General features: G+C 70.5%; 21 protein-coding genes. 11 read left to right on the top strand and 10 right to left on the bottom strand.

The window, feature by feature from the left end:
- Positions 1-37: 37 nt before the first annotated feature.
- The 4 genes from ASF27_RS08965 to ASF27_RS08980 form a co-directional block, all read right to left on the bottom strand.
- Positions 38-1,222 (bottom strand): GNAT family N-acetyltransferase, encoded by a 1,185-nt coding sequence (locus ASF27_RS08965; RefSeq protein WP_056359416.1) that lies wholly within the window; start codon positions 1,220-1,222, stop codon positions 38-40.
- On the bottom strand, positions 1,219-2,586 hold the full coding sequence (locus ASF27_RS08970) for a lipopolysaccharide biosynthesis protein (protein WP_156467492.1): 1,368 nt from the start codon (positions 2,584-2,586) through the stop codon (positions 1,219-1,221). The genes ASF27_RS08965 and ASF27_RS08970 overlap by 4 nt, the downstream gene beginning before the upstream one ends.
- A gap of 194 nt (positions 2,587-2,780) precedes the next feature.
- The gene (locus ASF27_RS08975; protein WP_056359419.1) at positions 2,781-3,758 is read right to left on the bottom strand and encodes a GDSL-type esterase/lipase family protein; all 978 of its coding nucleotides are present in this window, start codon (positions 3,756-3,758) and stop codon (positions 2,781-2,783) included.
- Positions 3,716-4,816 carry an OpgC domain-containing protein gene (locus ASF27_RS08980; protein WP_056169944.1) on the bottom strand — a complete coding sequence of 367 codons (1,101 nt, stop codon included), beginning with the start codon at positions 4,814-4,816 and terminating at the stop codon, positions 3,716-3,718. The genes ASF27_RS08975 and ASF27_RS08980 overlap by 43 nt, the downstream gene beginning before the upstream one ends.
- Before the next feature lie 347 nt (positions 4,817-5,163).
- On the opposite strand from ASF27_RS08980, the gene ASF27_RS08985 reads away from it, so the two are divergent.
- A complete protein-coding gene (locus ASF27_RS08985; RefSeq protein ID WP_056359423.1) occupies positions 5,164-6,717 on the top strand; it encodes an ATPase domain-containing protein in 1,554 nt (517 codons plus the stop codon).
- Entirely contained in the window at positions 6,704-7,744 is a 1,041-nt protein-coding gene (locus ASF27_RS08990; RefSeq protein ID WP_056169949.1) for a sensor histidine kinase, read from the top strand. The genes ASF27_RS08985 and ASF27_RS08990 overlap by 14 nt, the downstream gene beginning before the upstream one ends.
- 9 nt (positions 7,745-7,753) lie before the next feature.
- Here ASF27_RS08990 and ASF27_RS08995 read toward each other — a convergent pair whose 3' ends face one another.
- The 6 genes from ASF27_RS08995 to tpiA form a co-directional block, all read right to left on the bottom strand.
- Positions 7,754-8,143 carry a hypothetical protein gene (locus ASF27_RS08995; protein ID WP_244480955.1) on the bottom strand — a complete coding sequence of 130 codons (390 nt, stop codon included), beginning with the start codon at positions 8,141-8,143 and terminating at the stop codon, positions 7,754-7,756.
- A complete protein-coding gene (locus tag ASF27_RS09000) occupies positions 8,140-9,711 on the bottom strand; it encodes a peptidase S10 (protein WP_056359425.1) in 1,572 nt (523 codons plus the stop codon). Before ASF27_RS09000 ends, ASF27_RS08995 begins: the two co-directional genes overlap by 4 nt.
- Before the next feature lie 23 nt (positions 9,712-9,734).
- Positions 9,735-10,187 (bottom strand): DNA polymerase III subunit chi, encoded by a 453-nt coding sequence (locus ASF27_RS09005; protein WP_056169957.1) that lies wholly within the window; start codon positions 10,185-10,187, stop codon positions 9,735-9,737.
- Positions 10,188-10,329: 142 nt separating this feature from the next.
- Positions 10,330-11,958, bottom strand: coding sequence for a CTP synthase (locus ASF27_RS09010; protein ID WP_056260577.1), 1,629 nt, complete (start codon positions 11,956-11,958; stop codon positions 10,330-10,332).
- A 195-nt stretch (positions 11,959-12,153) separates the two neighbouring features.
- On the bottom strand, positions 12,154-12,594 hold the full coding sequence (gene secG / locus ASF27_RS09015) for a preprotein translocase subunit SecG (protein WP_056169963.1): 441 nt from the start codon (positions 12,592-12,594) through the stop codon (positions 12,154-12,156).
- A gap of 132 nt (positions 12,595-12,726) precedes the next feature.
- A complete protein-coding gene (tpiA, locus tag ASF27_RS09020) occupies positions 12,727-13,491 on the bottom strand; it encodes a triose-phosphate isomerase (protein ID WP_056169966.1) in 765 nt (254 codons plus the stop codon).
- Positions 13,492-13,701: 210 nt separating this feature from the next.
- Here tpiA and ASF27_RS09025 point away from each other — a divergent pair, with 210 nt between their 5' ends.
- The 9 genes from ASF27_RS09025 (at position 13,702) to ASF27_RS09065 (ending at position 22,768) form a co-directional block, all read left to right on the top strand.
- Positions 13,702-15,606 carry a SurA N-terminal domain-containing protein gene (locus tag ASF27_RS09025; RefSeq protein ID WP_056359427.1) on the top strand — a complete coding sequence of 635 codons (1,905 nt, stop codon included), beginning with the start codon at positions 13,702-13,704 and terminating at the stop codon, positions 15,604-15,606.
- Between the two features lie 7 nt (positions 15,607-15,613).
- Positions 15,614-17,137 carry an anthranilate synthase component I gene (trpE, locus tag ASF27_RS09030; RefSeq protein ID WP_056359430.1) on the top strand — a complete coding sequence of 508 codons (1,524 nt, stop codon included), beginning with the start codon at positions 15,614-15,616 and terminating at the stop codon, positions 17,135-17,137.
- A gap of 63 nt (positions 17,138-17,200) precedes the next feature.
- Positions 17,201-17,815 carry an aminodeoxychorismate/anthranilate synthase component II gene (locus ASF27_RS09035; protein ID WP_056304455.1) on the top strand — a complete coding sequence of 205 codons (615 nt, stop codon included), beginning with the start codon at positions 17,201-17,203 and terminating at the stop codon, positions 17,813-17,815.
- Between the two features lie 54 nt (positions 17,816-17,869).
- Positions 17,870-18,883, top strand: a complete 1,014-nt coding sequence (gene trpD / locus ASF27_RS09040) for an anthranilate phosphoribosyltransferase (RefSeq protein ID WP_056359719.1) — start codon at positions 17,870-17,872, stop codon at positions 18,881-18,883.
- A gap of 11 nt (positions 18,884-18,894) precedes the next feature.
- Positions 18,895-19,746, top strand: a complete 852-nt coding sequence (gene trpC / locus ASF27_RS09045) for an indole-3-glycerol phosphate synthase TrpC (RefSeq protein WP_056304457.1) — start codon at positions 18,895-18,897, stop codon at positions 19,744-19,746.
- Between the two features lie 10 nt (positions 19,747-19,756).
- A complete protein-coding gene (moaC, locus tag ASF27_RS09050; protein WP_056260586.1) occupies positions 19,757-20,242 on the top strand; it encodes a cyclic pyranopterin monophosphate synthase MoaC in 486 nt (161 codons plus the stop codon).
- Positions 20,239-21,468, top strand: coding sequence for a gephyrin-like molybdotransferase Glp (glp, locus tag ASF27_RS09055; protein ID WP_056359433.1), 1,230 nt, complete (start codon positions 20,239-20,241; stop codon positions 21,466-21,468). Before moaC ends, glp begins: the two co-directional genes overlap by 4 nt.
- 87 nt (positions 21,469-21,555) lie before the next feature.
- Positions 21,556-21,897, top strand: coding sequence for a hypothetical protein (locus ASF27_RS09060; RefSeq protein WP_056169984.1), 342 nt, complete (start codon positions 21,556-21,558; stop codon positions 21,895-21,897).
- A gap of 25 nt (positions 21,898-21,922) precedes the next feature.
- Entirely contained in the window at positions 21,923-22,768 is an 846-nt protein-coding gene (locus ASF27_RS09065) for a DUF1206 domain-containing protein (RefSeq protein WP_056169987.1), read from the top strand.
- The last annotated feature ends 7 nt before the right edge of the window (positions 22,769-22,775 follow it).

Raw genomic sequence — 22,775 nt, forward strand, 5'->3', positions numbered from 1 at the left:
ACCGATGTGGGCCAGTCGCGAGGCACGATGTGGGGCGTCAGCCCCTGCCCATCAACCTCTGAGCCAACGCGCTCTCGGCGAGACGTCGCTTCGCTTGCGCCCGGGCGGCATGCTCGAACCGGGCGAGACGAACCCGCCGCTCGACGGACACGAGCCCGCGCACGCCCTCGGGAGCAGCGATGATATCCGCGACGGTCTCGCGATCCGGGTAGAGGCTTTCCAGAGCCGAGCCAGCGAGGGTCGCGGAGTCCAGGCGCTCGGCGAAGCCGGTCTCGTGAAGCGCGCGCACGATCTCGGCTTCGAGCACGAGGCCCGGCGCCCCGGCCCGCTCGGCTTCGTCGTAGGTGGTCTTCAGCAGGCAGGCGGTCCCGCCGGCAACGAGCGCGAGGCTGATGGCGAGGGGGCGCCCGTCGCGCATGAGGAGATCCGCCCGCGCGCCGACAGGCCCGCCCGCATCGGAAAAGAGCGCCCGCGCGAAGGCGGCATGCGAGGTGCGGCATGCCAAGGCGCTTCCGGCGGCGCCCTTCCATCCGGCCTGTTCCAGGGCCAGGAAAGCCGCTACGGCCGCGCGCAGGGGTTCACCTGCGGTGGCGGTCTCCAGGGTCAGGGCACCCCCCTCCGACAGCCTGCGCCGGCGCCGGCGCAGATCCTTGAGACGCGCCCGGTTGGGATGGTCGGCCTCGAAGGCAGCGAGACTGGCGCGCCGATCGAGCACCGGCCGCCGGAAGGCGTCGACCTCGCCGAGCGCCCAGCCCGCCGCGTTCAAGGCGGCGGAGAGTGCCCGTCCGAGGTGGGTCCCGGTGGCGAGCAGCGGCCAGCGCCAGGGCCGCCCGCCGGATGCGGCGCGCAGGCCCGCCACGAGGGAAGCGAGGGTCGCCGACAGCTCCGGTCCGTCGGCGACGAGGGGCAGGGTCGCGGTGACGAACGGCGACAGGAACGGACGGGCGACGGGACGGCCGAGGCCGCACAGGTCGTAGGTGAGCCGGAACGGCAGAACGGCGTCGAGGCGGTCGCCGGACCGCACCGTGACGATCCGCAGATCGTCCGACACGAGGCCGGCACTGCGGTGCGCCTCCAGAACGTGGCGGCTGTAATGCGGGTGCGGATCGATGGCCCGCGCGAAGAGGCCGTCCCAGGCGGCCCCGTGCCGGGAGAGGTCGGTGAGAGCGACGACGGCGAAGGTCGGATCGGGTCCGGATATCCGGCGGGTCGGAGCGATCATCGGTCTCGTGTCCGAAAGGAGCCGAGCCGGACCGGCGTGGCGAGGCCGTGGATCGCGTGGGCGGCGATCGCCATGGCGAGGCCCCGCACGGTGGTGGCGACCGCCATGGCGATCGCGGCGCCGATGACGCCGTAGGGCGGCACCAGCACCCAGCACAAACCGGCGGCGAGACAGAGCATCGCCAGGGTGACGGCCGCGCAGACGCCCTCGCCGCCCAGCATGGTCAGAAGGTCCTCGCCCGGCCCGAAGACGCTCGCGGCGACGCTGCCCGCCACCAGAACCGCGAGGATCGGCAGGCTGTCGCGGAATTCGGGGCCGAACAGACCGAGGAGCAGGGGCGCGGCCGCCAGCACGCCGGCCCCGACGAGAAGCGTCGCCGCCAGGGTCAGGGCGCCCTGCATCCGCACCAGGGCGGCGAGGCCGCCCCGGTCCCCGGCCGCATGGGCGGCGGTGAAGCGCTGCGCCGTGGCGGCGGAGGCGGCGAAATGCACGAAGGCGACGAATTGCTGGATGCGGGTGGCTGCAAAGTACAGGCCCACGGTGGCGGGCGGCATCAGGGCGCTGAGGATCACCACGTCAACGACGTTGAACCCGGCGCTGGCGAGATCCGTCAGGGCGATGGGCAGGCAGGCACGCAGCCAGGGGCGCCAGCGATAGGCGCGCGGCCCGGGCGGATGGACGGCACGCAGGCGGCGGATGAGACAGATAGCCTGGAGGGACGCCGCGAGCGCCGTGGCCAGGAGGGTGCAGGCGACGGCGACCCAGGCCTCGGCCGGAGCGCCGGACCACACCGCCCCCACCATCGCCGCCATGATGAGCCCCTGGCGCAGGAGGTAGGGCGGCGCGATGGCGAGCACCGCCCAATTCTGACTGCGGGCGACGCCCTCGCAGAAATCCTGCAGGGCGAACAGGGGGAGGATGGCGGCGGCGAGCAGGATCGGCGCACCGTAGGGGCCGGCGAGCAGAGTTCCCTCCGCCCGGAGGAGGAGGAGCCCGGCGCCCGCCAGCAGGCCGGCGGCCAGCAGCGTGACCACGGCGCCGCCGAAGAGGAAGCCCCGCACCGCGTCGTCGCGGCCCACGGCTTGGTCCACTGGCAGGAAGCGGCAAGCCCCCTGCGACAGGCCGAGGGTCGCCGAATGGCCGAGGATGCCGATCCAGACCCAGACGGCCGCGAAGATGCCGTACTCGGTGCCGCCCATGAGGCGGGCCATGAGAACCTGCGCGACGTAGGCGAAGCCGGCCGAAGCGATACGGATGGCAAACACGTCGAGTGCGGCCCGGGCCGGCCCGGAGCGGGCTCCGCGCAGACGCGCCGCGAGGGTGCCCCAAATCGATGCGCCGATGCGATCCGTCGCTATGCCCATTCGTGCGTCCCCGGCCCGACGATCGGGTCTAGCGCACCGGCCTTGCGAGGGGGTTAAGTGCGACGACCCGGAATCGGCGCGTCGGCTAGAGTTGCGCCCGACCACGTTGGGTCGGGACGTATCGCGAAACCTTTATTTTGCCGCGCTCTTTTCCGCAGAACCAGCATTCACTTCGGCGGAGAGCGCTCTCGGCATCAATCGCCGGGGGCGACGAGGACGGACGGCGGTGGGGACGCCGCCTTGACCGCCGCATCGCGCGGCGGGACGATCACGGCCGTGGGCGTCTTCGTGGTTCCGGTGACGACGGTATCGGCCTGGAGAAGCGACAGGGTGATGGCACGGGTGACGTGTTCGGCCATGCAGCGCAGGCCGAGGTCGTTGAGGCGGAACTGGGAACCGAGCAGGTGCCCCTCCCCCTTCTGGCCCTGGCCCGACAGGTAGCGCATCGCCTCGTAGCGCTGCACCAGGGGCACGCCCTCGCGGACGGCCACCTCCTGAACCTTGCGCACTAGGCTGTTGTAATACTCGTCCGCCGCGAGGCTCGCCGTATAGACCGGGGTGACCAGCACCACGTCGATCTCGTGGCCTTTGATCCACTGCACGGTCTCGTCGAGGGCGTTGGCGAAATCCTCCGCGTCCACCCGCGCGAGGGCGTCGTGGGTGCCGACCTGCCAGATCACGAGGTCGGGCTCGATCTCGGCCACCATGTTGCGCAAGCGCTCGGCGGCGCCGGACGCGATCTCGCCCTGCATGCCCCGGCTCTCCACCACCACGTCGACATCGGGCAGGGAGCGCTCCAGGGCGGTCTCCAGCTTCACCGGGTAAGTCGCCGACGCGCCGGGGCCGGCCGACGACGAGCCCACGGTGAGCACCCGCACCGGCCGCTTCTCCGTCAAGGCGAGCTTCACCGCGCCGAGACGCGCCAGGGTGTACAGCTTCGAGCCGGGCACCCGGCATTCCGGCGACAGGGTGACGTCGAGGGCCTCGGCGCCGTCCGGCCCCGGCGCGGTCATCACCATGGTCTTCGGCGGCGAGACCACGGTGGCCGGGCCCGCGGTGGGCGCGGGCGCCGACGGCTCGGCGCGGACGGGGCGGCAGGTTGCGGCAAGTGTCAGGCCGACGGCGAGCGTCAGGCTGGCGGCGAGGAGGGCCGCGGCTTGCGGGAGCGCCATTCGACGAACCATGCGGTGAAACCCAGTGCGATCAGGCCCGATCCTACGACGGAAACGTCAACGAAGACACCGCCACCCGTCCAGAAGCGGACGAGTTGCGCGGCCAGACTCAGGAGCGATCCGATGGAGAACACGGCGAGGGAGTTGCGGCCGAGGCCGGCGAGGTAGCCCGCCACCGGGCCGAGGCGTGGTGCCAGCACGGCGTAGAGGGTCTGGAACGCGAGCAGCATCCCGAGGAAGTGGATCAGCCGGGCGGGGGTCAGGTAGGTCTTGTCGAAGGTGAAGAGCAGGCGCGGCTCCGGCACCAGCAGGGGATCGGGCCGGATCTCGAGGACCGACAGGACGATGCCCGTCAGCACGATGGCGATGCCGAGGGGCACGAGACGGACGGACCAGGTCCGCAGCCACGGGGAGCGCCGGTTCCAGTCCTCGGCGACGAACCCGAGGACGAGGAGAAGCTGCCAGCACAGGGGATCGAAGAACCAGTCGCCCTCCCCCGGCCAGGACGGCAGATTCAAGTCGAACACCAGGCTCGCGAAGTAGAGCCCGAACGACAGGGCCAGCGCGGCGACGCGGCTGACACGGGCCAGCAGCACGAAGATCGGCGCGATGCCGAGGAGCACCACGTAGAGCGGCAGGATGTTGAAGAAGCCGAGCTGATGGGTCAGCAGCGCGAAGCCGACCATGGTTTGGATCGGATCGGCGAAGAACCCGCCGGCATTGTGCCATTCGAGGAGAAGCGGATTGTCGAGAACCAGGGCGGTGCCGGCGATCATCGCCAGGGCGAGGGCCATGGTGGTGATCTGCGCCCGATAGACCTCGATGGTCCGCGACAGGAGTCGCAGCACGGATTTCAGGCGCGGTTCGGGGCGTCCGTCCCGTCCCCGCGTGGCGATGCCGATGGACCAGCCGGCGAGGAACACGAACAGCTCGGCCGCGTCCGAGATGCCGTACTGCGAATAGGTATAGCGCTCGAAGGTGTTGCCGGGGATATGGTTGACGAAGATCGTGACGAGGGCGAGCCCGCGCCAGAAATCGATCGCGTTCGGTTCGCGCATCGGACAGTCCGGGTTCCGTCGGCTCGAAAGGGCTTCGCGGGCGTGACCGACCCGGACGGACCGCTCCATGCGGTCAAGGCCGGTGGTGATACGGTGCCGGGGGCCTTCTGCAAAGGCTTGACTGATCCGCAAGAATGCTGCGGTGAAGCGTCGGCGGTCCGGTCGGGACGCGGGGAAGCTCTATGCCACGCAGGTCCGGGTGGAACCCCGCCCGCTCCCACCCGTTCAACGGCGCCGGGAACGAGAGAATGGCGTATCTTTTGCCCGTCGGTCGAAGACGCTTCGCCGGCTCGGCCCTAGGGTGCCCAAGGCCTTGATGACAAGGCCCCGATGAACAGAGTCGCCGAATGACCACCCCCGCCACCGCCGACGCCATGCCGATCCCCACGGGGGTACCGGGGCTCGATCACATTCTCAACGGCGGCTATGCGGCCCAGCGGGCCCACCTCATCGAAGGGCGCCCGGGCAGCGGCAAGACCACCCTCGGCCTGCAGTTCCTCATGGACGGCGTGAAGCTCGGTGAGCGTGCGCTCTACATCACCCTCTCGGAGAGCCGGCGCGAACTCCTGTCGGTGGCCGAACGCCACGGCTGGAGCCTCGACGGCATCGACATCTACGAGCTCGTCCCACCCGAACTCAGCCTCGACGCGAAGCTGCAGCAGAGTCTCGTTCATTCCTCCGACCTCGAACTCGGCGAGACTGTGCGGATGGCCCTGGCGGAGATCGAGCGGGTCAATCCGTCCAGGGTGGTGTTCGACAGCCTGTCGGAAATCCGCCTGCTCTCCCAGGGGTCCCTGCGCTACCGGCGCCAGGTGCTGGCGCTCAAGAGCTACTTTCTTCTCAACAACGCCACCGTGCTGATGCTCGACGACCTCAGCGCGGAGGAGAACGACCTCAATCTCCACTCCATCAGCCATGCGGTGATCCGCCTGGAGCAGGTGACGCCGGATTACGGCGCCGGGCGCCGTCGCCTGCATGTCATCAAGATGCGCGGCACGAAGTATCACGGCGGTTATCACGACTTCACCATCCGGAAGGGTGGCCTGCGCGCCTACCCCCGCCTCGTGGCCGCCGGGCATCACACGACCTTTCCGGAGGAGACCGTCTCCAGCGACGTGCCCGAACTCGACCGGGCGCTCGGTGGCGGCCTCGACCGGGGCACCACGACCCTGGTGATCGGCCCCTCGGGCGCCGGCAAATCGACCCTCGCGCTCAGCTATCTCGCCGCCGCCCTCCGGCGGAAGGAGCGTGCGCTCATCCTGTCCTTCGACGAGACCATCGGCATTCTTCTGCGGCGTGCCACCGGTGTCGGCATGGATCTCAGCGGTTTCGTCGCGGATGGGCTCCTGCGCGTCGAGCAGATCGATCCGGCCGATGTTTCGCCGGGTGATTTCGCCGGCCGTATCCGCGACGCCGTCGAGAACGACGGCAGCCGGATCGTCGTCATCGACAGTCTCACCGGCTACATGAGCGCGATGACGGGCCAGCCCGCCCTCGTTCTTCAGATGCACGAGCTCGTGACCTACCTGAACCAGCAGGGCGTGGTGACCATCCTGATCCTTGCCCAGCACGGCATGGTCGGGCGGATGGATTCACCCGTCGACCTCACCTACGTCAGCGACGCGGTGGTGATGCTGCGGTTCTTCGAGGCCTCCGGCCGGGTACGCCGCGCCCTCTCGGTGCTGAAGAAGCGCACGGGCATGCACGAGGACACGATCCGGGAATTCCGGATCGACACCCAGGGCCTGCGCGTGGGCGAAGCACTGACGGGCTTCCGCGGCGTTCTCACCGGCGTGCCGACCTACGAGGGCGACCGCCGCGATCTCCTCGACGACCGGGAAACGGGCAAGCCGACTCGCACCTCCGAGACCCAGGCCGGCGCCAGCCATGCCAAGCCGTGACGCCAACGTCCTGATCCTGGCGCCCGTCGGTCGGGACGGAGCCGTAGCCGCCGCGATCCTACGCCAGGTCGGGATTCCATCGCGGATCGAAACCAGCCTCGAGGATCTCGTCGCCGGTCTCGACGGCGCGGCCTGCGCGGTGGTCACCGAGGAAGCGCTTCTCAAGTCCGATCGCCGGGACATCGCCGGTTGGGTCGAGCGCCAGCCGCCCTGGTCGGACTTCCCCTTCGTGCTCCTGAATCACCGCGGGGCGACGCCCGACGAACGGCTGACCAGCCTCCTCGGCAACGTCACCGTCCTCGAGCGCCCGTTCCACCCCGCCGTCTTGGCCAGCGCCGTGCGCTCGGCGCTGCGCGCGCGGCGTCGGCAATGGGAAGTCGAGGCGCATCTCTTAGAACGTCAGAAGACCCACGAGCGTCAGGCGCTCCTGATTCGCGAACTGCATCACCGCGTGAAGAACACCCTTGCGACGGTGCAGGGCCTGCTCGGGGCGACGGCGCGCAGCACGAAGACCATCGAGGCGTTCTACAGCTCGTTCTCGGACCGCATCGTCTCCCTCGGCAAGACCCACACCCTGCTGACGGAGGATTACTGGCAGACGGCGCCCCTGCACGAGCTGCTGCAGAACGAACTCGGCCATTACAACGCGGCGGATGGCGGACGCATCGCCCTCGACGGACCGGCCATCGAGCTCGCCGCCGACCTCGCGGTTCCGGCCGGGATGGCGTTCCACGAGTTGACCACCAACGCGGCGAAGCACGGCGCCCTGTCGCAGCCGGGCGGCCGGATCACCGTGACGTGGTCGGTGGCACAGACGGAGAGCGGCCGGACGCTCAACCTCGATTGGACGGAATCCGGCGGCCCGCCCGTTTCCGTGCCGGAGCGCAAGGGCTTCGGCTCGACCCTGCTACAGCGGGTGCTGGCCCAGCAATGCAATGCCCTCGTGGCCATCGACTACGACCCGGCGGGCCTGCGCTTCCATCTCGAAGCGCCGATGCCGGAGGAGCGGCTGGTGCCGAGCTACTGAGGCGATGCGCTACTTCACGATCCGGTCGAGGCGGTTGTTGACGAAGAAGTACAGCTCCTTGGCGCCGGGCTCCGTATAGAGCACCTGCACCTCGCGGCCCGAGCGGCCCTCTCCGACGAGGACGTCGGTGGGCGGTTTGCCCTTCAGGCGCACGAGATCGCATTCGCCGATGCCGGGTTCGATGGCGGCCGCCCCGGTGGGAACCGGACCGGAACAACTTCCGTCCCCGTTCAGCACCGGCCCCGAGAAAGCCGGGGCTGGAGCGGGCCTCGGGGCGGGCGTCGCCACCGGCACCGGCTCGGGCGACCGCGTCTCCGTGCTTGTACAGGCGGAAAGCCCCCAGCCGGCGAGGACGAGGAGCCCGAGGGGCGACAACCGATGGGCGGGGCGTGGGATCACAATTTATCCTTCTGCGTGGGCTTTTGCGGCTCCACCACCGTGCCGCGTGCCTTGAGCGCCTCTTCGAACAGCGCGGCGGCGTCCTTGTGGAAGGCGGCGCGGGAATCCGGACGGGAATAGAACATGTGTCCGCCGGGGTACACGGAGAGGCTCAAGCGCCCGCCGCCGAAGGCCGGCATCTGGTCGATCAACAGCTTCGAGGCGAAGTAGGGCGTCACCAGATCGGTGAAGCCATGGGCGACCAGCACCCGCAAGTTGCCGTCGAGGGCGAGGGCGCCGCGCAGGGCACCGAGGGCTTCGGGCGCCATGCGTCCACTTCCCCAGGTCCAACTCCGGTTGACCGCGCCGTTGAGGAGTTCGTAGCGCAGATCCGGCACCTTCCAGTTCAGGCGCTCCGCGTAGAGGGCGATCATCGCGCTGGTGAGCGGTGCCTGGATGGCGGTGAGCAGCGGGTCCTCGAAGCCCGAGGACAGGGCCGACGGGTCCGGGTCCCAGCCTGTGACGCCGGTGTCGTAGGCGCTGGCGACACGTCCGGTGCCGCGACCGATCTCGCGCTGGACACCGCTCGACGAGAGCCGCCCGGCCTGACGCCGCACGAAGGCCGGATCGAGCCCGGCCAGGGCCCCGACCCGGTCGCCGAGGCGTGCGACGGCGGCCGCATCCGACGGTCCTTTCAGAAGGTCGGCGAGGTAGGGGCCGGTGGCGTAGGCCTCGGCCTCGGCCAGGGTCGCGCGGGTCGGCGTCCCGCCCGCCCGCTCGATGGCGGCGGCGGCGAAGGACGGCAGCTTCAGCATATGCCCCCACGGCGTGGTGCGGGGGGTCTGGAGCCAGGCGAAATCGAGGACGGGTGAAAGCAGGACGAGGCCGGACAGGCCGACGCCGATCTCCTCCTGGAGCTTGGCCGCGATGAGCGGCCCCCGGAACCCGCCATAGCTCTCGCCGACGAAGAACTTCGGCGCGGCCATGCGTTCGTTGGTGCGCAGCCAGCGGGCGATGGCCGAGGACAGGATCGAGACATCGGCGTCGACGCTCCAGTACTTCTTGCCGTCGCCGTCCGCCGCGCGGCTGTACCCGGTACCGACGGGATCGATGAAGACGAGGTCGGTGAAGTCGAGCCAAGTGCCGTCGTTGGGCACCAAGCCGATGGGCGCCGACGGGCTGATGCTCGCGCCCTCGACGGGCAGGCGCCAGGGCCCGATGGCCCCGATGTTGAGGTAGGCCGAGGCCGCCCCCGGGCCGCCGTTGAGGGCGAAGGTGACGGGGCGCTGAGCGCCCGCCCTGCCCGGCATCGAGTAGGCGATGAAGGCGATCTCGGCCTGGAGCTTACCGGCCTCGTCCACCAGGGGAAGACTGCCGGCCCGGGCCGTGAACGCCAGCGTGCGCCCGTCCGGCAGGGCGACGCTGTGCTCGGTGACCGCGTCGGCCGGGAGCTTGCGCCCCTCCGGCCCCCGCGCCTCGGGGGGCTTTCGGGTTTCCTGAGTCGGTCGGTCGCCGTGGGGCGAGGGCTGGGCGGCGAGGGGATTTGTCAGGAGCAGCACGGCCGCGAAGCCGAGGGCGAAGCGTTGCATGGTCTGTCCTCGGGAAGCGCGCATCAGGCTTTCTTCTGCCAGCGGCCGTCTTCGTCCTGCTGCCAGTAGGCGATGGCGTGGCCGGCGGCCTTGGCCTCCTTCCACTGCTCGCGGGCGCGCAGGAGCGCGTCCTGGTCGGTGCCGTCGAACAGCACGCAGATACGGGCGTAATCGTCGGCATCCTCCGGCAAGGCTGCCCCCTCGACGAGGAAGCGGATGGCAGCACCGTTGGGGTTGGCGCCCTTCAGGGTCAGCACGACGGGATGGCCCGCATGATCCGGGTCGCGGTCGGTGCCATGGGGCAGGAAGCTGTCGTCGGTGTAGGTCCAGAGGCCGTCGTCGAGGGCCTGGAGCCGCTCTTCCGTCGCGACCTGGATCGCCGCGCGCCATTGCCGCTCCAAGGAGCGCTCGACGAGGCTCGGCAGCACCCGCTCCAGGGGCTGGTGCTGCAGGTGGTAGAACAGGATCTCGGTCACGCCCCCTCCTGGCCCGGTCGCGACGACACGGGGCGCGAGCGACCCGAGTCCTGTCGGCACCAGAGTTAGGCATGCCGGGGAGGATAAGGAAGCGCTCATGCGCCGCGCGGAAACGTTTCCCGGCGCGGCGCGTCGTCCCGGCTCAGACCAGCCGGCTCTGCACGATGGCGGCGCCGACGAAGCTCTGGAACAGCGGATGCGGCTCGAACGGTCGGGATTTCAGCTCCGGGTGGAACTGCACGCCGATGAACCACGGGTGGCCGACATGCTCCACGGTCTCCGGCAGCAGCCCGTCGGGCGACAGGCCGGAGAAGCGCAGACCCCGGGCCTCCAGGCGCTCGCGATAGGCCATGTTGACCTCGTAGCGATGGCGGTGACGCTCGGAGATGGCCGTGGTGCCGTAGATCTCGGCGATCTTCGTGTCGGCGTGGAGCGTCGCGTCGTAGGCGCCGAGCCGCATGGTGCCGCCGAGGTCGCCAGCGGCCGCGCGCTGCTCCAGTTCGTTGCCGCGCAGCCATTCCGTGAGGAGGCCGACCACGGGCTCCGTGGTCTCGCCGAACTCCGTCGAGTTCGCATCCGGCACGTCGGCCAGCGACCGAGCCGCCTCGATCACCGCCATCTGCATGCCGAAGCAGATGCCGAAATACGGAATCTTCCGCTCCCGGGCGTAACGCGCCGCCCGGATCTTTCCCTCCGCGCCGCGCTGGCCGAAGCCGCCGGGTACGAGGATGCCGTTGATGCCTTCGAGGAACGGCGCGGGGTCCTCGCGCTCGAACACCTCGGCCTCGATCCATTCGAGGTTGACCTTCACCCGGTGGGCGATGCCGCCATGGGTCAGGGCCTCGGTGAGCGACTTGTAGGCGTCCTTGAGACCCGTGTACTTGCCCACGATGGCGATGGAGACCTCGCCCTCGGGGTTGCGCACGCGCTCGGAGATGGTCTGCCACTTGGTCAGGTCCGGCTCGCCCTTCGGTGTGATCCCGAAATGCGCCAGCACCTCGCGGTCGAGTCCGGCTTCGCGGTAGGACAGCGGCACGTCGTAGATGGAGGCGACGTCGCGCGCCTCGATGACGGCGGTCTCGCGCACGTTGCAGAACAGGGCGAGCTTGCGGCGCTCGTCCACGGGAATCGGCCGGTCGCAGCGGCACAGCAGCATGTCGGGCTGGATGCCGATGGAGCGCAACTCCTTCACCGAGTGCTGGGTCGGCTTGGTCTTCAGTTCGCCCGCCGAGGGGATGTAGGGCAGCAGGGTCAGGTGCACGAACGCGGTGGCGCCGCGCGGCAGTTCCTGGCCGAGCTGGCGGATCGCCTCGAAGAACGGCAGGCCCTCGATGTCGCCCACCGTGCCGCCGATCTCCACGAGGACGAAGTCGAACGCCTCGTTGCCCTCGAGCACGAACGCCTTGATGGCGTTGGTGACGTGCGGAATCACCTGGATGGTAGCGCCGAGATAGTCGCCGCGCCGCTCCTTGGTGATGATGTCGAGGTAGATCCGGCCCGTGGTGATGTTGTCGGCCCGCGTCGCCGGCAGGCCGGTGAAGCGCTCGTAATGGCCGAGATCGAGGTCGGTCTCGGCGCCGTCGTCGGTAACGAACACCTCGCCGTGCTGCGTCGGGCTCATGGTGCCCGGATCGACGTTGAGGTAGGGGTCGAGCTTGCGCAGGCGGACCGTATGGCCGCGCGCCTGGAGCAGAGCCGCGAGGGCGGCCGATGCGAGACCCTTGCCGAGCGAGGAGACCACGCCGCCGGTGATGAAAACGTACCGCGTCATGGGCCTCGGTTCATAAACAAGGGTGGACGATTCGCCAAACCACAATAACGCTTATCCCCCGCGCAAGCCGGGCATGCACGGAATGTCGTCCGTTCGGGGGGCGTCGGTTCGGGTTCCAGCCCGGATGGGCCGGTGCCGACCCGGCAGCGAAACGTCGGGCGGGCGTGGAAAGCGGCGGGTATCCGTCGACTGCGATCAGCGCGACTGCGGCGCCTCGGGGGCGACAGGCGCTGTCGGCGCGACCGGCGCAGGGGCGGCGCTCGGAGCCGGCGCGGCGGCGCCCGGAGCCGCCGGCGGCGTGCCGCCCTGCTGCTGCCGCAGGGTATCGAGGAGATTTCCGGCATTCGGCTGGCCGGCGGGCGTCGTGGTGCCGGCGCCGTCGAGGATCGAGCGTGGGGCGGCGCTGCGATGCGACAGCACGCCGAGGGTCATGCTCGTGGCAAAGAACAGCGCCGCCAGGATCGCCGTGGCCCGGGTCAGGGCATTGGCCTGTCCGCGCCCGGTCATGAAGCCCGAGACGCCACCGCCGCTACTGCCGCCGCCGAGCCCGAGGCCGCCCTCCGAGCGCTGGAGCAGCACCACGGCGATGAGGCCGAGCACGACGATGAGGTGGATCGAGATGAGGACGGTCTGCATCGGTTATCCAGGGGCGGCACCGCCGGGGGCGCACGCGGGAGAGATCGGGCGCGACGCACGCACCCCGCGCCGGCCGGTGATTTGAGCCGGCTGTTACACCAACCCGCGCCGGAACGCCAATGGGCCGCCGGGTCAGCGGGCGTAAGCGCCGACGATCCCCAGGAAGTCGTTCGCCACCAAGCTCGCACCGCCGACGAGGGCGCCGTCGACGTTCTCGACGGCCATGAGTTCGCGGGCGTTGCCAGGCTTCACCGAGCCACCGTATAGGATGCGGACCTTCGCGGCCTCCGGGCCGATGAGCTGTCCGAGCATCTCGCGCAGGGACGCGTGCACCTCGGCGATGTCGGACGGCGTCGGGGTCAGGCCGGTGCCGATGGCCCAGACCGGCTCGTAGGCGATGACCGTGTCGGCGCCCGTAGCGCCCTTCGGCACGCCGATGGCGAGCTGCGCCCGCACGATGTCGAGGGTGCGGCCCTCCTCGCGCTCGTCCTGGGTCTCGCCGACGCAGATGATACCGCACAGGCCGGCGCGGCGCGCGCCCAAAGCCTTGGCGTGGACGCCGTCGTCGGTCTCGTGGTGATAGGCCCGGCGCTCGGAATGGCCGACGATGACGTAGGAGGCGCCGAGATCGGCGAGCATTTCGGCCGAGATGCTGCCCGTGAAGGCGCCGCTCGCCTTGGCGTGGAGATTCTGGCCGCCGATGGCGATGGGCGAACCGTAGACCGCCGCGACGCAGGAGGAGATCAGGGTCGAGGGTGGACAGATCAGGACGTCGACCTCGCAGAGCAGATCCGGACTCAGACCGTTGCGAACGGCCTCGACCACGGCGACGGAGCCGCGCAGGCCGTTCATCTTCCAGTTGCCCGCGACCAGTGGCCTGCGCCCCGCCTTCGTCATGGAATCTCCGCTCCGCGTCTCGACCCGTCCAGCTTCGCGCCGGCCCTACCAGATCAGCCGGGCCAGGCGCAAACCGGCGGAGCGCCGGAGCGGCGGTCTTTGCGCGGCGGTCTTTGCGATGGGGCGCGGATGGTCTATCGCGGGCGACCTTACAGAACGGGGCCGGTCTCGCCGCGCCCCGTTCCCGAAGACAAGAACCCGGACGCTTCGATGCTGACGAACATGCGCAAGGCGAGCCAGCACTGGCTCGGTAAGATCATCCTCTCCGTGGTGTTCGTCTTCCTCATCGCCGGTGTGGCGATCTTCGGCGTCGAGGAGTTCTTCCGTGCCGGCTCGACCAGCACCGTCGCGACCGTGGGCAAGACGCCGATCTCGGCCGAGGCCGTGCGCACGGCCTACCAGAACCAGCTCCAGCGCTACCAGAGCCAGACCCGCCGCACCCTGACGCCGGATCAGGCCCGGGCGCTGGGCCTCGACCGTCAGGTACTGGCCCAGCTCGTGAGCGAGGCCTCCCTCGACCAGCAGACGGCGTCCCTCGGCCTCAGCATCCCCGATGCCGCGGTCCTGCGCGCCATCCGCGAGGAGAAGAGTTTCCAGGGCGCAGACGGCAAGTTCGATCCGTCGCTGTTCTTCCAGACCCTGCAGCGTGCCGGCCTCAACGAGGCGACCTTCGTGCGCGAGCAGCGCTCCGTCGCCGCCCGTCTCCAGCTCGCCGAGGCCGTGGCCTCCGACCTTCACGTGCCGGCGGCCCTGCGCGAGGCCGTGCACCGCTACACCACGGAGCGGCGCGCCGTGGCGCTGATGATGCTGCCGCCCTCCCTCGTCGGCGAGATCCCGGCGCCCACGGACGACGCGATCAAGACCTTCTACGAGGAGAACAAGTTCGCGTTCCGGGCGCCCGAGACCCGCGCGGTGAATCTCCTCGTCCTCGATCCGCAAGCTATCGCCAAGGCCGAGACCGTGAGTGCGGAAGAGGTCGCCAAGCGCTACGAGGCCGACAAGGCGAAGTACGGCACGCCCGAGCGCCGCACGATCCAGCAGATCGTGTTCCCCGACGAGGCGGCGGCGGAGGTGGCGCGCCGGAAGATCGAGGCCAACGAGGCGCCGTTCGAGGCCGTGGCCGCCGAGAGCGGCGCCGACGCCAAGAATCTGACGCTGGGCACCCTCACCAAGGCCGAGCTGTTCGACAAGCCCGTGGCCGACGCCGCGTTCGCGTTGCCCAAGGACGCCGTGAGCCAGCCCGTGAAGGGCCGGTTCGGCACGGTGTTGCTCCGGGTCACCGCCATCGAGCCCGAGACCCTGAAGCCGCTCGCCGACGTCCAGGCCGAGATAGCCAAGACCATCGCGCTGGAGCGGGCGACGAGCGGGATCGAGACCGCCCACGACGCCATCGAGGATGCCCGCGCCAACACCAAGTCGCTGCCCGAGATCGCCAAGGATCGCGGTCTTCCCCTCGTGGCCGTGCCGGCCCTGAACGCGCAGGGCCTCGACGCGGAGGGCAATCCGGTGGCCGGCATCCCCGACCGCGAGACTACCGTGGCGGCCTTGTTCCGCTCAGAGATCGGTGGCGACAACGAACCCCTGCGTACAAAGTCGGGCGGCTATGTCTGGTACGACGTGACCAATATCGATCGCGCCCACGACAAGCCCCTGGACAGCGTCCGCGACGAGGTCGTGGCCCGCTGGCGCGCCGCCGAGAGCGCGCGCCTCCTCGCGGCCAAAGCCAAGGAGCTGTCCGACCGCCTCGACAAGGGCGAGACCGTCGAGACAGTGGCGCAGGCCGCCGGCCTCAACGTCGAGACCGTGTCCGACATCGCCCGCAACCAGCCCCAGGGCGACCTCACCGCCGACGTGGTGAACCGCATCTTCGCAACCGCCGTCGGCAAGGCGGCCTCGGCGGAGGCCGGCGAGCGCCGGGCCCTGTTCAAGGTCACGGCCGCCACCATGCCGGCCTACGTCCCCGGCGCCCCGGCCGACGAGGCCATCGCCAAGCGCTTCCAGTCGACGCTCGCCGACGACGTGCTCGGCGAGTACATCGCCGAGGTGCAGAAATCGGTGGGCATCACCGTCAACCAGACGGCCTTCCGCCGCGCCGTCGGCGGCGGTGAGTATTGATCGGGCGATGACACAGGCATTGGACGACGCGGCCTTCGTGCAGGCCTACGAGGCGGGACGTCCGACCCTCCTCAACCTCACCCTGTTGGCCGACCTCGAAACCCCCGTCGCCGCGTTCCTGAAGCTACGCGCCAGCCATTCGGGAGCGGCTTTCCTGCTCGAATCCGTCGAAGGCGGGGTCGTTCGCGGCCGCTACTCGATGATCGGGCTCGATCCCGACCTGGCTTGGCGCTGCCGCGACGGCCGGCCGGAGATTGCCCGCGACCCCGGCCTGACCGACTTCGTACCGGACGCGGCGAGCCCGCTCGCGAGCTTGCGCGCCCTCATCGCCGAGAGCGCCATCGACCCCGACCCGGACGCCGACGCCCTGCCCCCCATGGCGGCGGGGCTGTTCGGCTATCTCGGCTACGACATGGTCCGCGCCATGGAAAAGCTGGGCGAGCCGAACCCCGATCCGCTGGGCGTGCCCGACGCGATCCTGGTACGCCCCCGCGTCATGGTGGTGTTCGATTCCGTGCGCGATGTGATCACCGTGGTCGGCCCCGTGCGGCCGGAGCCCGGAATCCCCGCGCGCGCCGCCTACGAGGCCGCCCTCGCCCGCCTCGAGCGGGTGGCGGAGGCCCTGGAAGGCCCGCTCCCCATCGAGGCGCGCAGCGACCCGCGCGCCATGGCGGCCCCCGAGCCCGTCTCGAACACCATGCCGGACCAGTATCTCGGCATGGTGGCGCGGGCGAAGGAGTACATCGTCGCCGGCGACGTGTTCCAGGTGGTGCTGTCGCAGCGCTTCGAGGCGCCCTTCACCCTGCCGGCCATCGCGCTCTACCGCTCCCTGCGGCGCACGAACCCGGCCCCGTTCCTGTGCTACCTCGACTTCGAGGCGTTCCAGGTTGTGTGCTCGTCGCCCGAGATCCTCGTGCGGGTGCGTGACGCGCGCGTCACCATCCGGCCCATCGCCGGCACCCGGCGGCGCGGCGCCACGCCGGCCGAGGACAAGGCCCTGGCGGCCGAGCTCCTCGCCGACCCGAAGGAGCGCTCCGAGCACCTCATGCTGCTCGATCTCGGCCGCAACGACGTCGGCCGCGTCGCCAAGATCGGCTCGGTGACCGTCACCGGCTCGTTCTTCCTCGAATACTATAGCCAGGTGATGCACATCGTCTCCAACGTCGAGGGCGACCTCGATCCGCGCCACGACACCCTCGACGCCCTGGCGGCGGGGTTTCCGGCCGGCACGGTCTCGGGCGCGCCCAAGGTGCGGGCCATGGAGATCATCGACGAGCTGGAGCGCGAGAAGCGCGGTCCCTACGGCGGGTGCATCGGCTATTTCGGCGCCCGCGGCGAGATGGACACCTGCATCGTCCTGCGCACGGCCATCGTGAAGGACGGCCGCATGCACGTGCAGGCCGGCGCCGGCATCGTCTACGATTCCGACCCGGCCTCCGAGCAGCAGGAATGCGTCAACAAGGCCAAGGCCCTGTTCCGCGCGGCGGAGGACGCGGTGATGTATGCGAGCCAGGCGCGGCGGGGGCAGTAGGCCCCGCGATTGACCGGACCGCCCTGCGCGGTCAAACCGCCGTGCATGGCCAGTGAGCGAACGATGTCCAACGTCCTCGTCATCGACAATTACGACTCGTTCACGTGGAACCTCGTCCACCTGATCGGCCCCCTGTGCGGGTGCATCGAGGTCGTGCGCAACGATCAGGTCACCCTGGCGGAGATCCGCGAACGGGGCCCCGATGCCGTGGTGCTGTCGCCGGGGCCGTGCTCGCCCAACGAGGCCGGCATCTGCCTCGACGTGGTCAAGGACCTCTCGGCCGAGATCCCGATCTTCGGCGTCTGCCTCGGGCTCCAGGCCATCGGGCAGGCCTTCGGCGGCGACGTGGTCCGGGCGCCGGCACCCATGCACGGCAAGGTCTCGTCCATCGAGCACCGGGCGTCCGGCATTTTCCGCGGGCTCAACGGCCCGTTCGACGCGACGCGCTACCATTCCCTCGTGGTCGAGAGGACGAACTGCCCGGAGGCCCTGGCGGTGACGGCGGAAGCCGACGGACTGATCATGGGGCTGCAGCACACGCGCCTGCCGGTGCACGGGGTGCAGTTCCACCCCGAGAGCATCCTGTCGCATCACGGGTCGCAGATTCTGCGGAATTTCCTCGACATCGCGGCGGCCTGGAACGCGGCACGTGACAAGGGCCGGCCCGGCGTGCATTGAGCGATCGGTCAGCACTGATTGATCTCATTCCAGACGGCCGGTGGATTCGTTCAGGTGGATTCGTTCAAGCCGCTCCTCGCGAAAGTCGCCGCCGGCACGAGCCTCGACCGCACCGAGGCGAGGCGCGCCTTCGACGATCTCCTGTCCGGTGAGGTGACGCCGGTCCAGGCCAGCGCCTTCCTCATCGCCCTCAAGGTACGCGGCGAGACAGCGGACGAGATCGTCGGCGCCGTCGAGGCCATGCGCGCGCGGATGCTGCCCGTCGCCGCCGTTCCGGGCGCCGTCGACGTGGTCGGCACCGGTGGGGATCATTCGGGGAGTTACAACGTCTCCACCCTCGCGGCCATCGTCACGGCGGCCTGCGGCGTGCCGGTGGCCAAGCACGGCAATCGCGCCGCCACCTCGCGCTCGGGCGCCGCCGACGTGCTTGCGGCTTTGGGCGTCCGCATCGGCCTCGATCCGGACGGCCTCGCCCGCTGCCTCGCCGAGGCCGGCCTGTGCTTCATGTTCGCCCAGACCCACCACGGCGCCATGCGTCACGTGGCGCCCGTGCGGGCCGAACTCCCCACCCGCACGATCTTCAACCTCCTCGGGCCGCTCGCCAACCCGGCCGGGGTCAAGTTCCAGCTCTTCGGCGTCTCGTCCCCCGCCTGGTCCGAGCCCCTGACCCGGGTGCTCGCCGAGCTCGGCAGCGAGCGGGTCTGGACCGTGCACGGCTCCGACGGCCTCGACGAGATCACCGTCACGGGCCCCACGGCCGTGGTCGCCCTGGACGGGGGCCACATCACCCACGCGACCCTCGACCCGCGCGAAGTCGGCTTGAGCCTCCACACCCTCGACGCCCTGCGCGGCGGCGACCCGGAGCACAACGCCGCCGCCCTGCACGGGGTGCTGGAAGGCGCCAGCAACGCCTACCGCGACATCGGCGTGATCAATGCCGGCGCCGCCCTGGTGGTGGCGGGTGCCGCCGCGACCCTCCGCGAGGGCGTCGTGCGGGCGCAAGACGCCCTCGATTCCGGAGCGGCCCGCGCGACGCTGGCCGCCCTCGTCCACGTCTCGAACGCCTGAAGGCGGCCCCCATGTCCGATCCCGCGACGCCCGATCCCGCGACCGACGAGACGGCCTCCCCCGGGCGCCGCGACGTGCTCGCCCGCATCGAGGCCTACAAGCGCCGCGAGATCGCCGAGGCGAAGCTGCGGGTGCCGCAGACCAAGCTCGAGAAGCGCGTCGCCGGCATGGAGCCGACGCGCGGTTTCGCCGCCGCCATCGCGGCGCACATCGCGCAAGGGCGGCCGGCCCTCATCGCCGAGGTAAAGAAAGCCTCGCCGTCGAAGGGCCTGATCCGCGCCGATTTCGACCCCGCCGCCATCGCGAACGCCTACGAGACGGGCGGCGCCACCTGCCTCTCGGTGCTCACCGACACGCCTTCGTTCCAGGGCAAGCCGGAGTACCTCACCCAGGCGCGCGACGCCTGCGCCCTGCCGGTCCTGCGCAAGGACTTCCTGTTCGAGCCCTACCAGGTGTTCGAGGCGCGGGCCTGGGGTGCCGACTGCATCCTCGCCATCATGGCCTGCCTCGACGACGACGAGGCGCAGGCCCTGGTCGAGACCGCGCACGATCTCGGCATGGATGTGCTGGTGGAGGTCCACGACGACGCCGAACTCGCCCGCGCCATTCCGCTGGGCACGCGGCTCATCGGCATCAACAACCGTAACCTCAAGACATTCGAGGTCTCGTTCGAGACGGCGATCCGCCTCGGCCACGGCGTGCCGGAGGACCGCATCGCGGTGGCCGAGAGCGGCATCTCGAATCACGCCGACGTGGTGCGCCTCGGAGAGAACGGCCTGCGTACGGTCCTCGTCGGCGAGAGCCTGATGCGGCAGGACAACGTGGCGGAAGCGACCCGGCACCTGCTGTTCGGGGACAAATGAGGACGGACCGTTGGCCGAACTGACCCATCTCGACGCGGCGGGCGCGGCCAACATGGTCGACGTTTCCGACAAGGCCGCCACCACCCGCACGGCGCGGGCCGTCGGCACCGTGGTGATGCTGCCCGAGACCCTGGCACTCATCCGCGAGGGCGACGCCAAGAAGGGCGACGTCATCGGCACGGCGCGGCTCGCCGGCATCATGGCGTCCAAGCGCACCCACGAGCTCATCCCCCTGTGCCACCCGCTCCTGATCTCGAAGGTGCGGGTCGACTGCACCATCGACGAATCCCTGCCGGGCCTGCGGGTCGCCGCCGAGGTCAAGGTGCTGGGTCCCACCGGGGTCGAGATGGAGGCCCTCACCGCCGTCTCGGTGGCGTGCCTGACCATCTACGACATGGTGAAGGCCGCCGACCGGGGCATGCGGATCGAGGGTATCCGGCTGCTCGCCAAGGATGGCGGCCGCTCCGGCGCCTATCTGGCGGAGGATGCCGTTTGAGCGGGCCGATCCCCGTCGCGGAAGCGCTCGCCCGCATCCTCGCCGGCATCGCCGGCCCCGTCCCGGCCGAGACCGTCGCCATCGCGGAAGCCGCCGGTCGGACCCTGGCGGAGGATGTGCGGGCCACCCGCACCCAGCCCCCTTTCCCCGCTTCCGCCATGGACGGCTACGCCGTGCGCGCCGACGACGTCGCCACCTGCCCGGCCACCCTGCGGGTGATCGGCACCAGCGCGGCCGGCCATGGCTTTGCAGGTTCGATCGGGCCGGGCGAGGCCGTTCGCATCTTCACCGGTGCCCCGGTGCCCGAGGGCGCCGACGCCATCCTGATCCAGGAGAACGCCGAAGCCGGGGACGGCCGGGTCGTCGCCCGCGAGCCCGTGGCGGCCAGGCGCTTCGTGCGCCCGAGCGGCCTCGACTTTCACGAAGGCGACGTGCTCTTGCGGGCCGGCGAGAGCCTGGATGCCCGCCGCACGGCCCTCGCGGCGGCAGCGGGCCATGGCCGGATCGGCGTTCGCCGGCGCCCCCGGGTCGCCATCCTGGCAACCGGCGACGAACTCGTGGCGCCGGGCGAGCCGGCGCGCTGGGACCAGATCGTCGCCTCCAACGCCCTCGCGGTGGCGGCGCTGGCCCGCGAGGCCGGGGCGGAGACCCTCGACCTCGGCATCGTCGGCGACACCCTCGAGGCCCTGGAAGCCGCACTCCTCCGGGCCGTCGCGGCAAAGGCCGACCTCCTCGTCACTCTCGGGGGCGCGTCGGTAGGCGACCACGACCTCGTGCAGTCGGCCCTCACCCGCCAGGGGCTGGAACTCGGGTTCTGGCGCGTGGCCCTGCGTCCCGGCAAGCCGCTGATGCACGGGCGCCTCGGTCCCACCACGGTGATCGGGCTGCCCGGCAACCCGGTCTCGTCCATCGTCTGCGGCCTGCTGTTCGTGGTGCCGGCGATCCGGGCGTTGCTGGGTGACCCACAAGCCGGCGCCGACCGCAGCGAGCCGGCGATCCTCGGCCACGCCATGCCGGCCAACGACGGGCGGCAAGACTACCTGCGCGCGCGCCTCGATACGGCGCCCGACCGCCTGCCGGTGGTCCACCCGGAGAACCGGCAGGATTCCTCGATGCTGTCCGTCCTCGGCCAAGCCGAAGCCTTGCTGATCCGGGCGCCCCACGCCCCGGCCGCCGAGAGCGGCGCGCCGTGTCGCATCCTGCGCCTCGACCGCCGCATCCTGTAGCGCCGTTCGGCCTCATGGCGACGCCTGGACGAAGCGGTCCGTTCGGTTCAGGATCGCAGCCGTCGCGCCCATCCGAGGTTTCGCCCTTTGCCGCACTTCGAAGATTTCTACGCCGACAAGCTCCGTGGCGCCCTCGGCGTCACCGACGCCGAATCCGTGCTCGACCTGCGCGGCACCAACCGCCCGACTGCGGAAGCGTCCCTCGCCGACATGCTGGAGCGCAGCCGCTTCGGAAAGAGCAAGACGGTGGCCATCCGCCTCGATCCGCCGCCGGAGGGCGGGGGCGAGACCCTGTTCCAGCCCACCGGGCGCCTGCTCCTCGACGCCAAGCGCAAGGGGCTCGTCGAACGCCTCCAGACCCTGCCGGCCGGCGACGGTCTCGGCTTCTACGTGGCACTCTCGGGCAAGGCCGCGCGTTCGGTGGAGTGATCGCAGCCCCACCCCCGGGATTTCCGTGAACCTCCTCGGCCGAAACGTCATCGAACGCCTCGCCCGGTTCGGCTACGGCGCACGCGGCGTCGTCTACTGCATCGTCGGCGGTCTCGCGCTGCTGGCAGCCCTCGGACGTGGTGGCCGGGCCGACGACAGCGAGAGCGCGATCCGCTGGGTCCTCGCCGGTCCGTTCGGAAGCGTCCTCGTCGGGTTCATCGCCATCGGCCTCCTCGGCTTCGCCCTGTGGCGCTTCGTCGAGGGCCTGACTGACGCCGACCGTCGCGGCACCTCGCCGAAGGGTCTCGTCGTCCGCGCCGCCCATGTCGGCAGCGCGGTGATCTACACCGGTCTCGCCATCACCGCCGGCAGTCTCGCCCTCGGCCTCGGCCGCGCGCGGGGCGGCGACGGCATGCAGGACTGGACCGCCTGGCTCCTGTCGAAACCCTTCGGCCTCTGGCTCGTCGGGCTCATCGGCCTCGGGGTGATGGCGGGGGGCGTCGCCTTCCTCGTCAAGGCTGCCACCGGCAAGGTCACGGACCGCCTGAAGCTCGACGCCGGGCAGTGCCGCTGGGCCAAACCCGTGGGCCAGTTCGGCTACGCGGCCCGCGGCGTCGCCTTCCTCATCATCGGCGGGTTCTTCCTCGCGGCGGCGTGGTACCAAGCCTCCTCCGAGGTGAAGGGGCTGGCCGGGGCCTTCGCGGCCCTGCGGGCCCAGCCCTACGGCTGGGTGCTTCTCGCCATCGTGGCGGCCGGGCATTTCGCCTTCGGCGCCTTCGGCCTGATCCAGGCCCGTTTCCGCCACATCGACGCCCCCGATCTCGACGAGACCGACGACGCCGTGCTGAAGGCACTCCGCCCCGGCGGGTAAGCCCGCC

This window comes from Methylobacterium sp. Leaf102, assembly GCF_001422425.1.
In the GTDB taxonomy this organism is placed as follows: domain Bacteria; phylum Pseudomonadota; class Alphaproteobacteria; order Rhizobiales; family Beijerinckiaceae; genus Methylobacterium.

Excerpts from the sequence above, each read along its gene's own strand:
- ASF27_RS08965 (WP_056359416.1), bottom strand. The coding sequence starts at position 1,222 with ATGATCGCTCCGACCCGCCGGATATCCGGACCCGATCCGACCTTCGCC.
- ASF27_RS08970 (WP_156467492.1), bottom strand. The coding sequence starts at position 2,586 with ATGGGCATAGCGACGGATCGCATCGGCGCATCGATTTGGGGCACCCTC.
- ASF27_RS08975 (WP_056359419.1), bottom strand. The coding sequence starts at position 3,758 with ATGGCGCTCCCGCAAGCCGCGGCCCTCCTCGCCGCCAGCCTGACGCTC.
- ASF27_RS08980 (WP_056169944.1), bottom strand. The coding sequence starts at position 4,816 with ATGCGCGAACCGAACGCGATCGATTTCTGGCGCGGGCTCGCCCTCGTC.
- ASF27_RS08985 (WP_056359423.1), top strand. The coding sequence starts at position 5,164 with ATGACCACCCCCGCCACCGCCGACGCCATGCCGATCCCCACGGGGGTA.
- ASF27_RS08990 (WP_056169949.1), top strand. The coding sequence starts at position 6,704 with ATGCCAAGCCGTGACGCCAACGTCCTGATCCTGGCGCCCGTCGGTCGG.
- ASF27_RS09000 (WP_056359425.1), bottom strand. The coding sequence starts at position 9,711 with ATGCAACGCTTCGCCCTCGGCTTCGCGGCCGTGCTGCTCCTGACAAAT.
- ASF27_RS09010 (WP_056260577.1), bottom strand. The coding sequence starts at position 11,958 with ATGACGCGGTACGTTTTCATCACCGGCGGCGTGGTCTCCTCGCTCGGC.
- secG (WP_056169963.1), bottom strand. The coding sequence starts at position 12,594 with ATGCAGACCGTCCTCATCTCGATCCACCTCATCGTCGTGCTCGGCCTC.
- tpiA (WP_056169966.1), bottom strand. The coding sequence starts at position 13,491 with ATGACGAAGGCGGGGCGCAGGCCACTGGTCGCGGGCAACTGGAAGATG.
- ASF27_RS09025 (WP_056359427.1), top strand. The coding sequence starts at position 13,702 with ATGCTGACGAACATGCGCAAGGCGAGCCAGCACTGGCTCGGTAAGATC.
- trpE (WP_056359430.1), top strand. The coding sequence starts at position 15,614 with ATGACACAGGCATTGGACGACGCGGCCTTCGTGCAGGCCTACGAGGCG.
- ASF27_RS09035 (WP_056304455.1), top strand. The coding sequence starts at position 17,201 with ATGTCCAACGTCCTCGTCATCGACAATTACGACTCGTTCACGTGGAAC.
- trpC (WP_056304457.1), top strand. The coding sequence starts at position 18,895 with ATGTCCGATCCCGCGACGCCCGATCCCGCGACCGACGAGACGGCCTCC.